Source organism: Methanomicrobiales archaeon HGW-Methanomicrobiales-1 (assembly GCA_002839675.1).
GTDB lineage: Archaea > Halobacteriota > Methanomicrobia > Methanomicrobiales > Methanospirillaceae > Methanoregula.
In genome coordinates this window covers 463,285-476,111 of record PGYM01000001.1, presented here as the reverse complement: position 1 = coordinate 476,111, position 12,827 = coordinate 463,285, and the positions used below count along the sequence as shown (strand labels likewise).

The window sequence follows — 12,827 nt, the reverse complement described above, 5'->3', positions numbered from 1 at the left end:
AAATTATCTGCCAACTTTTTTTCTCTCGGATTCAATATCTAAAATAATCTCAAGTTCGAGAGATTTACCATAGGCAACCTGTGCTTCATCGCTCCTGTCCAGTTCGTCAAGACAGACCCCTTTAAGGTACCAGGCAGTTACATCGTTCCCGTTTAAGGATGAAGCCCGGGTACTGGCAAACAGGGAATCTTCATACCGTTCAAGATTGTAGAGCGCAAGACTCTTCTTGGTCCATGCATCAGAATAATTCTGGTTAAGAGCAATAGCCTTTTCGCAGTCAGCAAGCGCTTCACTGCTTTTACCGGTCTCAATGAGAAGGGATCCCCTGAGGCACCAGCCTTCGGGATTGTTCGGATCAAGAGAAATTGCCTTGTTATAGTAGGCAAGCGCCTCCTTGTATTTGGTCCTCCTGGCATAAGAGAACCCTTTTTTTAATAACTCAACGGCCTCTTTTACGGTCATGAACCCCCCCACGTATCGGTTACCAGATCCCCGAATATTTTTTTCACCGCATCCTTTTCATACAGCCCTTTGTTTTCATGGGCCTCGAGCAGGTGCTGGGGAGATTCCCAGACGTACCAGTCCTTCATGGTCATATACGAGAGAAGACGATCGGAAAGGTTGACCCCTACTTTATAGAGATCATAATAATAATCGAGCGTCGGATCTGCATTCCAGTTGACCAGGGAGAGAGGCTTTTCCATAATCTCAAGCATATTGTCCCCAAAAACCTTCGACTGGTACCAGGCAGTGTGGGTCCACCGGGTGGTGAGCATCTCCTTGACCTCAAGGTGATTGAATTTTTTCATCTGGGGAATGTTGAGAACGGGCATCAATTCATCGGCAGGAAGGGTTTTTGCAAGAAACATGTCCCGGGCATAAAACATGGCCTTGTTCAAAACAAAGTACCGGCGGGGAATGATCTCCTCCTGATCGATCATCTCATCCATATCGTTCTTGCTCTCTTTCATGACATTGTAGAGCTGTGTCTTGCGTATCTTGGACATGCGGTGATACACACTGGCATTAATGATCGCGTTCCAGGGAAGCTCATTGATGTCCTCGTTAAAGTGAGAGTAGAGGAGGAACAGCATCTGGATGAGTTTCTGGACGGGGAGTTTGTTCTTCTTACCGGCCTCATCCTTTAACGCATCGAGGTAGATCTGGCGCATTCCCCGATAGACAGAATCCCCGGTATAGGAACAGACATGATAGGTTCCTTTTTTTGCTGCCGCTCCTTTGATCATCAGGTGAGTGCAGTGTTTTGCAATGATAAAATCCTTTAAGAGCCCGACATATTGCGCAGGAAAAATAATGACATTCCGGTCAATCTCGTAGGAATAGACATCAACGAGTGTACCGCCCGGCTCTGCATCCGGCTGGCGGAGCAGCGATATCTCGGTATCAAGAAGTTCCTCGGTAGTATTGATAAAACGGCGAATGGGTTTTGATAAGGGCATATCAGTTTTCATGAGTGTATACCAGACGTCACTTTTTGCGTTTCTACGCGGTCATCTGTTAGTTCACTTGGTGCCGGTGGAAATTAACTTATCCGTGCGGGGATATTAACCTGCCGGGATTTTGGCAGTGCCCTTGTTAAAAAAAATTATTTTTTCTTTCCCGTATTGACAATTGCATGAAAGAACCCGGAAAGGGCACCGGATTTTTTCGGGCGGAATACTCCTTCGTTTGCGTACCGGATATCCTCGATGGAAAAAAATGAGTGGGGAGTATTTGTCCGGAGGTATTCTGTTATCCGGGGCAGGTCAGTACGATTGACCAGCGTGAGGATTAGTTTGACATTGCCCCGTGCACCTTTGGCATCGAGGCTGGTGACGCCAAAATTTTCTGACCGGAGAAACGATGCAATCTCTTCATTGGATTCTTCAGTCGTGACAATGCGCAGGATAACCATGCCGATGGATAACTTCTCCTCAATCACGAGACCTACATACGTTCCCGTAGCAAACCCGAATGCAAACGCAAAGAAATTTGCAATATTGGTCAGGTCACTCATCACCACTTCCATGGCAAGCAGCCAGATAATAATTTCAAAGAAAGCGATGATCGGAGCGAGATACTTGATCCCCCGGGAGATGTAGATGACCCGGATGGTCTCCATGCTCACATCACCAACACGGGCGATAAAGATCAGGAGAGGGAGAATGATCCATGCATAGAGTTCAGGATTGATAATGAAAAACGACATATTTCGCCTTTTTTCTGGATTTACTGACTATTGAACAATAAGCTGAACAGACGTTATCGACTGTTTCTATATCAATATTCTCTGGATTTTGTAAAAAAAGAAAGATTTGAAGCGATTAGCTGAAGGCGAATGTATGCCTGGTTTTTCACGCGTACTTTTCCGGGGTTGCATCGAACTTCTTCTTGCATCCCGGTGCACAGAAATAATATTTCTTCCCTTTGAATTCGCTGGTGAACTTTGCAGTCTTCTCATCAACCGTCATCTTACAGATAGGATCGATTGCCATTCTACAACACCTCAGTTATCTCCCTTTCTTGGCGTCAGGTATATACTTTGTGAGCAGGAGCGAGAGCGTGACTACCGTTACGGAACTTGCTGCCATGGCAAGAGCCGCCAGCTCGGGCCGGAACATAATGCCAAACGACGGGTAGAGCACCCCTGCGGCAACGGGAATGAGCGCTGCATTGTATGCAAACGCCCAGAAGATGTTGCCCTTGATCCTGCCCATGACTTTTTTCGATAACTGGACTGCAGCTACCGCATCGAGCAGATCGTCTTTCATCAGGACGATATCGCCGCTCTCGATGGCGACATCGGTGCCACTGCCAATTGCAATGCCGACATCGGCCTGGGCAAGTGCGGGTGCATCGTTGATGCCATCGCCGACAAACGCAACCACCTCACCCTGTGCCTGGAGTTTTTTTACTTCAGCCTCTTTATCCTGCGGCAACACCTCGGCGATTACCCGGTCGATGCCAATCTGGCGGGCAATCGCATCGGCTGTCCGCTTGTTGTCGCCCGTGATCATGACGATCCGGACCCCCATTTTTTTAAACTCTGTTATGGCATCCCGGGTTGTATCCTTGATGGTATCAGCGATTGCAATTACACCGGCCATCTGGCCACCGGCAGCAACAAGCACTGCGGTCTTGCCTTCCAGTTCGAGCGCGGATATGCGTTCATCGAACCCTTCCGGAATGCTGACCATTTTTTCCTCAAGGAATGCCCGGTTTCCGACAAGCACGGTTTCAGAAAGGACCGTGGCAGCAACACCTCTCCCGCCAAACGTATCGAACTGTTCTGCCGGTTCAATCGTCACCGCCCGGCTTTCCGCCATTCTCACCACTGCCTGTGCAAGCGGATGCTGCGAGTTCTTTTCGACACTGGCGGCAAAGGACAGGAGCGTTTCTTCAGAAATGCCAACGGGTACGAGATCCGTTACCTCCGGTTTTCCTTTGGTCAAAGTCCCGGTCTTGTCAAAGATGACCGTTGTCACCTTTTCAGCAACTTCGAGCGCTTCCCCGTTCCGGATCAGGATACCGAGCTGTGCCCCCCGGCCAACACCCACCGTGACCGCAGTCGGGGTCGCAAGCCCGAGTGCACAGGGACAGGCAACGACCAGGATCGAGATGAGTGCCGTGAGCGCAAACAGGAGCGTTGATCCCAGCAGGAAGAACCACACCACAAAGGTGAATGCTGCAACCAGAAGCACAACCGGAATGAAGTACGTTACCGCCACATCAGCGATCCGCTGGACCGGCGGTTTGGACCCTTGTGCATCCTCCACCATCTGGATGATCTGGGCAAGCATGGTCTCCTTGCCCACTTTTGTTGCCCGGACGGTCAGCACGCTGTTGGTGTTCAGGGTCCCGCCCACCACGTGACTGCCCGCAGTCTTGAGAGGCGGGACTGGTTCTCCGGTGATCATGGCTTCGTTGACATAGCTTTCACCGGCCACGACCTCGCCATCGACCGGCACTTTGGCGCCGGGCTTCACAATGACCTGGTCGCCGACAACCACATCCTCGACCGCCATCTCCTGCTCCTGCCCGTCGCGGATCACGATCGCGGTTTTGACCCGGAGGCCGGCAAGTTTCTTTATCGCTTCTGAGGTCCGGCCTTTTGCCCGACCTTCCAGGTACCGCCCGAGCATGAGGAAGGCCGCCAGCATGATCGCCGTATCATAAAACATGAATTCGTGCGTGAGCACGATGCCAAACGTGCCCATGACACTCGAAACGAACGCAACACCGGTGCCCATCGCGTACATCACGTCCATGGAGAGCATGCGGTGCGAGAGCGAGATCCAAGCAGCCCGGAATATCGGGTAGGCAACAAAGGCAAAGACCGGTGTTGAGATGACGAGCATCACGTACCCGAGCTGCTGCATGGAGATGGGGAGCGGGAGCCACATCGCCAGCATGAGCGGGATGCTGACTGCAAACCCAACCATGAACCGGACAAACTTGTCGTGCAGGTCCTTGTCCCGGGCAATCTTCTCTGCCTCCTCGCTCACTTCCCCGGAGATCCCGAGATACTGGTATCCCGCATCTTCGATCGCTTTTTTCATGTCGTCGATGCTGGTCAGGGAGGGGTTATAGGTGATATAGGCTTTTTCTGTGCCAAGGTTTACCGTTGCCGTGACAATGCCGGGGAGTTCCTTTAAGGAAGTCTCGATCGTCTCGACACAGGTAGCACACATCATGCCGCCGACTTTGATCGTGACCTGGCGGTTCACGACATTGTACCCGACCGCTTTCACCGCATTTTCGAGCGCAGCAAGCGAAACTTTGGCCGGGTCGTATTCCACGTGGGCAGTGTCGGTGCCAAAATTTACTTCTGCTTTTGATACATCCTTCAACCCGGTCAACGACTCTTCAATATTCACCGCACAGGTTGCGCAGGTCATCCCCGTAATTTTTATCTCGGCCTTCTTCTTCTCCGGTTCTGCCATGATTTCATCCACTCGCGATTACTCGCAAAAATCCTGTTGTTCGGTATTCTCCCGTTACAGCCATATATTTCTTCTGAATGTGTCAAAAGAATCCGAATCTCGTAGAGCGGGATCGCTCTGCCCGAAAAAAAGAATCAGTGCGCTTCCGGCTGCGGCATTGCCCTGATGGATTTTACTAAGAACCAGCCAACGATGCCGAACGTGAGGAGGGGAGAGACCCAGAAGGGGATGGGAAGACCGAAGCTGTCAAGGATCATGATGCAGCCGAGGACAAGGATGGAGTACATTGCGCCGTTTTTCAGGTAGGGATATCGCTTGATCTTATCCACGTTGCGAACGGTCAGTTCCCGGACCACGAAGGCACCGAGCCCGTTTCCAATGATGATCAGCGGAACAGCCATGGTAAACGCAAATGCCCCGACTACGCCATCGATGGAAAATGTCGCATCAATAACCTCAAGGTAAAAGATCTTGCTCAAATCGGACATGTCGCCGTGCAGCATCTTCTTCTCTGCGGCTTCAGCATTCTGGCGGAAACCGTGGACAATGAAAAATGCGGTTGACCCGATGACCGCCCCAAACGCCATCATCGGGCTTTTTGCAAGCGCGAACCAGACGATTGCCGCGAGCAGGACCGAGACGATTGCAAAGAACCAGACTCCTTTTTTGGCAATGTAGCGCTCACCCCGCAGGCCGAAGTTCTTCTCTTCCAAAAACAGCCAGTGGAAGAAGAGGAAGATCAGAAACACCCCCCCGCCCATCAGGAGGATGGGAGCGGAATGCTCGATGGCCGCAATCACGAGCGGGTCGGAAGAGAAGGTGGCCGTCAGGGCACCGATGGGGCCAAGAGACGGGGTGGACAGCCAGACGATCAGCCAGGGCAGCAGGCCCCGGACGGCAAAGACGGCAAAGATCAGGCCCCAGAGCAAAAACCATTTCCGGGCCCGCTCTCCCATAGTGGAGAGGACTTCGGCATTGATGATGGCATTGTCGATGCTGGTGATAGTCTCGAACAGGCAGAGCCCGGCAATGATGAGAACGATTGAAAGGATGTCCATGTGCTGGTACCGTATCTGTGCCCGGTTCTTTTTAAAATTGCGTCAAAGCGTCGAATTATGATCTAAAAAAATTACCTTGAGTGCGGTTACGAGTTGATTAAATTTTTCCGGTATTCAGCGAGAAGGGCATCGGCATATTCTGCCGTCTTTTTTGTGGGCACGTAATTAAAGACCTTTACCCGTTTGAGAATCTCATCAGAAATTACTGAATTGTTATCCAGCCGGAGTTTTTTTACTTCGTCAAAAATAAAGTCCAGGTGATCGATACCGGTCTCTTTCCCGTCAATAAGCACCCGTTTGGTTGTAATCTTATCGGGCGGTATCCCCCCGCAGATCGAGCAGTAGTTGCCATCCTTGTCATCGCCGGACATGTACTCATTCCTTGATCATTGTCAGGCTCATCTTGAATTTCGTGATGGCTGACAGGGCATGCGGGACATTTGCCGGAAAAATAATCGTCTCTCCCGTTTTCATCGGGAATGTCTGCCCAGCAACCCAGACTTCGCATTCTCCTTCAAGGATCGTAACCAGCGCATCGAAGGGAGCCGTGTGCTCAGAGAGTCCTTCGTTCTCATCAAACGAGAAGATCGTGATATTGCCCGCTTTCCGCGAGATGACCATCCGGCTGGCGACCGTTCCGTCCGCATAGTTGACCAGATCCTTGAGACTGATCACTTTCCCTTTGAGATCTTCGCGTTTCTTATCCGGTTTGTCTTCGTGTTTCGGGGGCTCGTACTCGACCATGGAATATCAGATAAATGATAATAGAGGGTAGAGGTTTTTAAAATATCCGGTATTCCTGTCCGGAGAATCACGGAAATCCCTCCGCTTAAAAAAAACCGGGGCCGACCACACTCAAAGCAGACTGCCCGACCCCCATTACTATTTTGTACCCACGCGACCCCCATTACTATTTTGTACCCACGCGACCCCCCCCCATCATCCAAATCCCTCTACAAGCACAACTTCACCTCGCTAAAAATGCAAAAATCCGGAAAAATCCGGAGAGGGGGGAGGGGGGTCGCATGGGTACATCTTGTTTTTTCCCCCCGGGCTTCATGCGGCTACGGGCGATCATTTGAGATCGTATTCCTGACGTAAATATGGAGGAAATGAGAGTTTGTATACAGCGGCCCGGGCTGAATCCGGGCCGGGCACGTGTACCCATGCGACCCCCTCCGACCCTCGTTACCCGGCTCGATCTCTTCCACCTCCCCCACGCGGGCGGCCCGGCAGAATTTTCCAACCCTAAAACCGGGTTCCGGGATCTGTTCCTGCCACTCACCGAACAGCCTGATCATAGGGATAGGAGGGATCGGCCAACCGGACGCGAATGCGGGCGGTTTTTTGCAGGGTGATTTCCTGCGATTTGTCCTGACCATCCAGCCCATCGCAGGGACCTGAGATCGTCAATCCAAACAGCTCCAGACTGGCCGGTTTTCCTCCAGGCAAAAGCGTCCGTTTGGCAATCAGGAACGGAATATTACGAATTGTCAAAATAGTGAAGGAAAATGCCCCGAACTGGCCGGTCCTCTACCGTCCGGTTCCGGCAATCCGGGGTTAAAATGAGCCCGGAACAGGAGATTTGAGGGACACTGGCTGATGCGGATCTTCATTCCCGGATCATCGTAAGCATCATCTTGAACGGTTTCTTTGCAAAAACCGCGTGGGGGATATTTGCCGGGAGAATGATCAGTTCACCCGTATGCACAGTGAAAGGCGCACCGGCAATCTGCACTTCGGCTTCTCCCTCAGTAACCTGGAGGATGGCATCGAAAGGGGCACTATGCTCTGACAATCCTTCCCCTTCATCGAAGGAGAATATCGTCAGATTCCCCGCTTTTTTGAACACGATCATCCGGCTTGCAACCGTACCAGTCTGGTACGCGATCAGGTCATTGATTGCCAGCACTTTTCCTTTGAGTTCTTCCCGCTCAGCATCCTGCATGATATCTTTCTCCTGTTTCGTTTGCGAATAATTCCGGGGATTTACCTTTCCTCTGATTCGTCCGGGGTGATGGCGATGATCCCGACCGGGCAGAGATTCACCACTTCCCATGCACACGCGACCTGATCTTCCGGAACAGTTCCTTCAGCCCGATCGCCACAGAACCGGAACGGTTCTGCGATCTGCGCGAAAGTATCGCAGGGATTCTGCTCGAAGAGATCCGGGCAGGTATTCCAGCACGCTCCGCAAATCACGCATCCCATGCGGTCGATGGTCACATTCATACCGTTTTGTCCGTTGTTCTCTTTCGCTGGCGGAATCTTAAAAGATTTCTCTGCACTCCGGAATATTTTTTAAAAGTCTGGGAATTAATCCGGCTCGTTCAAGCGGGAAGGAACGGATTCGATTTTATTCATTTTCCTGCAGGAAAGAGACTTACCGTTTCTAAAAAAAATTTCTGAACACCCAACAGTAAATTTTTTCCGGCAGGTGAACCCGGGAGATTCAGCTCAATCCCCTTTTTCCGGATCAACCGCAAAAACCCGGGTCCGTATCAGAGTATCGAAAGAAAAATTCCGTACACAAAAAGCTGGAGAATCGTTACGGGGATGCCCACTTTTGCAAACTCCATAAAGGAGATCGTCCGGCCCTGCTTCTCGGCATTCTGGATGATGATGACATTGCTTGCAGCGCCAAGGATTGTCAGGTTCCCGGCAATGGTGCTGCCGGCCGCAAGCGCCATGAGCCGGGCGGTAGCACCGCCACCGGCCTGGAGGATCATGGGCTGGAAGAGCGCAACAAAGGGAACATTGGAGATAAACTGGCTGATCAGCACACTGGTCCCGAGGATCATCGGCACGGAAGAGACCATGCCCCCGCCAACAAAGGACTGGAAAAAACCGGTCTGCCAGACGCTCTCCATCAGGACAAACATCGCGGCAAAGAAAACAAGGGTTGCCCAGTCAATCCCGCGGAGCACGGTCCATCGCCGTTCCGAGAGCAGGAGAACCGGGGCCGCGGCTCCCAGTGCAATCAGGGGCAGGGTAATTATCATCCGGGCGCCCAGCAGCGATGCGGCAATATTTGTTGCAGCGAGCAGGAGGATGATTGCGAGCGAACACCGGACCGGCAGCGTCGCGCTCGGGTCGCAGGGAGTTATGGGATCTTCGGGAACCGGCCGGAACGAGAACTCTTCCTTATAGAAAAGGCGCAGCACCACAAACGCGAGGAGGAGACTGATAAGGGTCGGGATGAGCAGGTAAGAACCAAAGGTCACGAATGCGGTTGTCATCCCGCTGTCCTGTGCAATCAGCAGGTTCTGGGGATTTCCGATCGGGCTCATCACGCTGCCGGTGGTGATCGCAACTGCCAGCGTGATAAGGAGCAGGGAAGGTGAGAGCTTAAACCGCGTGGCAAGCGCGAGCACAAGGGGAGTCCCGATAATCGCCAGCGTGTCATTCATCAGGAGGGCTGATAGCAACCCCATGCCAAACAGGATCATGAGCACCAGCTGATCGGGATTTTTTGCCGGGGAAAAAAACCGGTGGGCAATAGAGGCAAGATACCCGCTCTCCACGAGCGCTTCCCCGACAACAAACATCCCGAATAAAAAGAGCATCACATCGGGGTTGATCGCACGCAGTGCATCGGGTAGTGCAATCTGACCGGTGACCAGGACGGCCACTGCTCCGCCGAGCATGATCTGCCAGATCTTTAACGTGAACCGGCCCACCTGCCTGACTGCAATCAGGAGAAAGACAGCCGCTAACACAATAACTGCGATATACGTAGATGAATGTCAACCGTGCCGGCAGATGAGCATTCGCATCTTTCCGGAAAAAAGTTTTCAGAAAAAGTATTGCACCGGTAAACCGGAAAAATTATGAATTTTCCACGTGCCAGTGGAGAAGAATACCCTTCTCAATCCGGTGCGACTCGATAAGAGTGAGCCGGCAAAACTCTGATTCAGAAATAAATCCCGCCCCGTCAGCGAACGTGGGAGCATCTTTTCCCCCGATGATAATGTTGCCGATAAAGGAGTAAATCTCATTGACCAGCCCGGCGCTTAACAGCCCGGCGATCAAAGTTCCGCCACCTTCAACCATCAGGCGCTGGATGCCCGCTTCACCCAGCTTGTCCATCAGGGTTACCAGGTCGACATCCTGCTCCCCGGCAATAATCACCGTGGCAAACTCCTGCAGGGCAGTAATTTTCCGGGGATCTGCCTGTCGCGAGACCGCAACAATCCGTTTTCCCGGTCCCTTGTGCAGGATGGATGCTTCCAGCGGGATGCGGGCTGCACTGTCGACAACGATACGAACCGGATGTTCATCCACGCCGCGGTGCACCCGGTGGACACGGCATTCCTCGGATTTTACCGTGAGGGAGGGATCGTCAGCAAGCACGGTACCGATCCCGACCATGACCGCATCCGCACCTGCTTTGAGCCGGTCAACGCGTTTGAAGTCCTGTGCACCGGAAATTTTTACCTGCCGGCGTTCCCGGGTGGATATTTTTCCGTCGGCACTCATGGCAACATTGACCACGACATACGGTCGCATGCACTATCGTTGGTTGCCCTGCCAAATATATTCACAGCATTTAAAGTGAATGTTCAAATAACAAGAAATTCAATTGTCCACAGAAGATATGGATGGCAAAGTGATTCGGATTTTCCAGCACACGATACCACAGATTGACGTTGTCCGTTTCTGCGTTATCTCGTCGCTTGCCATCTGTAGTATCCTCATCACCGCACTCTCCTTTTCCCGTTCAATAGATTTCATCAATTACCAGCTCTTCTTTATTCCCATCATCTATGCTGCTTTTTTTTACCCGAAGCGGGGGCTGCTGGTCGCGTTCATCTGCGGCATCATCTACCAGGCCATTGGCTATTACTACTGGTTCCCCAATTACGGGGCTCTTGCCGCCATCACTTCTGAAGCCGTGATCTTTGTCATTATTGCCTACCTGATCACCTTTTTTATTGAAAAAATCCGGGACGGGGAAACCCGTTACCGGCTGGTATTCGAGCATTCCCAACTGGGTTTTGTCCTGTTCAGTCGTACGGATTATACAATCCGGAAGACAAATCCCCTGTTCCTGGCAATGCTTGACTATACTCCTGAAGAGATCAAGGGCAGGCCTTTTACATCACTTTGCCTGACCCCAAGAGAAAGGGAACGTTTTCTGGAACGAATAGCAAAGAATGGCGCCACGGAAAATTTCGAGACGCGTCTTGCAACCAAATCCGGCGCCGGCTGCTGGGTAAACCTCTCCTGGAATGCCATTGATGAAAACACCATCAGCTGCACCGCGATAAACATCAACGGCCGCAAAATCGCCGAGAAGATGAATAATGACAATATGCTGAAGTACCGGCAGCTGACCGAGAACTCCCCCAATGGCATCCTGCTCATCCAGGAAGGGACCATCAAATTTTCAAACCCGTCATTTTCCGGCTTTTCCGGCTACGGCAGGAACGAACTTGCGGGAAAAACGCTTGATGAGCTGGTCGATCCCCGCGACCGGGACGAATTCATTGAATATGCAAAACACTGGTCAGAAAGCAAAAACATCCTCAAGGAAAAAGATATCCGGTTTGTTACCAAAACCGGTGAAGTGAAGGTCGGTGCGCTTACGGCAAACCCGATCCTTCATCTTAAAAAACCGGCAATAATGATTAATATTGTCGATATCTCGGAACGGCAGCGCCTGTCGGATAAAATCCGCGAGGATAACGAGCGGCGGCGCGGGATCATCATCACGGTGGCCCACGAGATGCGTACACCCCTCCAACCGATTCTCGGTTATCTCAATCTCCTGCTTTCCGATCCGCAGGGATTCGGGATTGTTGAGGATACCAAAAAAATCCTTGAACGCTGCCTTGTCAGTGTTGACCGGGAACGCCAGATCATCAACCAGATGCTCGAACTTTCAGTGCTGGAAAGCGGCAAGCTCCAGCTGAGCTATTCAACCTTCCCCTTAAAACCCCTCGTGCAAAGCATCCTGGACACCAGCGGATACCTCGCAAAAGCAGAAGTGACCATAGATATTCCCGATTCTGTTGCACTGATTGCTGACAAGGAACGCATCTGCAATGTGATCGACTCCCTGCTCTCCAATGCAGTGAGCTATTCCAAACCCCCGCGAAAGATCCATATTTTTTATAATTCAGAGAACGAAGACTCTCAACATCACATTTCCGTGCAGGATAACGGGATCGGGATCGAGCAAAGTGTGTTTGCATCGATCTTCGAACCCTTCCAGCTTGCTGATGCAGCAAAATTATCCCGCCGGTATGACAGGATCGGCCTGTCGTTATCCATCTCAAAAAAAGTTGTCCAGATGCACAGCGGGGATATTTCAGTAATAAGTGCAGTGAACAACGGCAGTACATTCACCATACACATCCCAAAGGAGATGAAAAATGCCTCATAGAATTATGCTTATTGAAGACGATCAGCCAATTCTGGAGATGATGGAGATCCTCCTGAAGCGAATCGGCTACGAACCCATCCTCGTACCTGAAGTGCTTGATGCGTTCAGGCAGATCAAACAGGAACCGCCTTCACTCATCCTGCTCGATATCATGATGACACCGATCAACGGGTGGGAGTTTTTAGAAAAACTCCGCGGGGAATATAACTTAAAAGAGATCCCGGTGCTGCTCTTCACCGCATCGCCTTCCATTGAAGAAAAAATTGCAGAACTCAAAGATCCCCGGCTGGGTGTGCTCCAGAAACCGGTCTCCATCATTGAACTCAAAGCAGGCATTGAGAAATTTTTAGGAAAATAATTTTTTTATCCCCAGATAACCACGGTTATCAGGAACACATCTCCCGCACGGTACCTGCCTGTTGCCATCATCGAATCCTT

General features: G+C 51.4%; 15 protein-coding genes. 2 read left to right on the top strand and 13 right to left on the bottom strand.

The window, feature by feature from the left end:
* Positions 1-3 precede the first annotated feature (3 nt).
* From CVV30_02565 to CVV30_02505, 13 genes are all read right to left on the bottom strand, one after another.
* Positions 4-462 carry a hypothetical protein gene (locus CVV30_02565; protein ID PKL70262.1) on the bottom strand — a complete coding sequence of 153 codons (459 nt, stop codon included), beginning with the start codon at positions 460-462 and terminating at the stop codon, positions 4-6.
* Positions 459-1,472, bottom strand: coding sequence for a hypothetical protein (locus tag CVV30_02560; protein PKL70261.1), 1,014 nt, complete (start codon positions 1,470-1,472; stop codon positions 459-461). Before CVV30_02560 ends, CVV30_02565 begins: the two co-directional genes overlap by 4 nt.
* A 134-nt stretch (positions 1,473-1,606) precedes the next feature.
* Positions 1,607-2,209, bottom strand: coding sequence for a hypothetical protein (locus CVV30_02555; GenBank protein PKL70260.1), 603 nt, complete (start codon positions 2,207-2,209; stop codon positions 1,607-1,609).
* Between the two features lie 145 nt (positions 2,210-2,354).
* A complete protein-coding gene (locus tag CVV30_02550; GenBank protein PKL70259.1) occupies positions 2,355-2,495 on the bottom strand; it encodes a YHS domain-containing protein in 141 nt (46 codons plus the stop codon).
* A 15-nt stretch (positions 2,496-2,510) separates the two neighbouring features.
* Positions 2,511-4,943 carry a copper-translocating P-type ATPase gene (locus CVV30_02545; protein ID PKL70258.1) on the bottom strand — a complete coding sequence of 811 codons (2,433 nt, stop codon included), beginning with the start codon at positions 4,941-4,943 and terminating at the stop codon, positions 2,511-2,513.
* A gap of 134 nt (positions 4,944-5,077) precedes the next feature.
* The gene (locus CVV30_02540) at positions 5,078-6,001 is read right to left on the bottom strand and encodes a hypothetical protein (protein PKL70257.1); all 924 of its coding nucleotides are present in this window, start codon (positions 5,999-6,001) and stop codon (positions 5,078-5,080) included.
* Between the two features lie 86 nt (positions 6,002-6,087).
* Positions 6,088-6,372 carry an aldolase gene (locus tag CVV30_02535; protein PKL70256.1) on the bottom strand — a complete coding sequence of 95 codons (285 nt, stop codon included), beginning with the start codon at positions 6,370-6,372 and terminating at the stop codon, positions 6,088-6,090.
* 4 nt (positions 6,373-6,376) lie between these two features.
* Entirely contained in the window at positions 6,377-6,745 is a 369-nt protein-coding gene (locus CVV30_02530; protein ID PKL70255.1) for a cupin domain-containing protein, read from the bottom strand.
* Positions 6,746-7,065: 320 nt separating this feature from the next.
* A complete protein-coding gene (locus tag CVV30_02525) occupies positions 7,066-7,302 on the bottom strand; it encodes a hypothetical protein (protein ID PKL70254.1) in 237 nt (78 codons plus the stop codon).
* Between the two features lie 311 nt (positions 7,303-7,613).
* Positions 7,614-7,949 carry a cupin domain-containing protein gene (locus tag CVV30_02520; protein PKL70253.1) on the bottom strand — a complete coding sequence of 112 codons (336 nt, stop codon included), beginning with the start codon at positions 7,947-7,949 and terminating at the stop codon, positions 7,614-7,616.
* Between the two features lie 41 nt (positions 7,950-7,990).
* Positions 7,991-8,233, bottom strand: coding sequence for a ferredoxin (locus CVV30_02515; protein PKL70252.1), 243 nt, complete (start codon positions 8,231-8,233; stop codon positions 7,991-7,993).
* A gap of 269 nt (positions 8,234-8,502) precedes the next feature.
* Positions 8,503-9,723, bottom strand: coding sequence for an anion transporter (locus CVV30_02510; protein PKL70251.1), 1,221 nt, complete (start codon positions 9,721-9,723; stop codon positions 8,503-8,505).
* 106 nt (positions 9,724-9,829) lie between these two features.
* On the bottom strand, positions 9,830-10,510 hold the full coding sequence (locus CVV30_02505; protein PKL70250.1) for a 2,5-diamino-6-(ribosylamino)-4(3H)-pyrimidinone 5'-phosphate reductase: 681 nt from the start codon (positions 10,508-10,510) through the stop codon (positions 9,830-9,832).
* Positions 10,511-10,598: 88 nt separating this feature from the next.
* Here CVV30_02505 and CVV30_02500 point away from each other — a divergent pair, with 88 nt between their 5' ends.
* Both CVV30_02500 and CVV30_02495 read left to right on the top strand, forming a co-directional pair.
* A complete protein-coding gene (locus tag CVV30_02500) occupies positions 10,599-12,389 on the top strand; it encodes a PAS domain-containing sensor histidine kinase (GenBank protein ID PKL70249.1) in 1,791 nt (596 codons plus the stop codon).
* Positions 12,379-12,747 (top strand): response regulator, encoded by a 369-nt coding sequence (locus CVV30_02495; protein ID PKL70248.1) that lies wholly within the window; start codon positions 12,379-12,381, stop codon positions 12,745-12,747. Before CVV30_02500 ends, CVV30_02495 begins: the two co-directional genes overlap by 11 nt.
* The last annotated feature ends 80 nt before the right edge of the window (positions 12,748-12,827 follow it).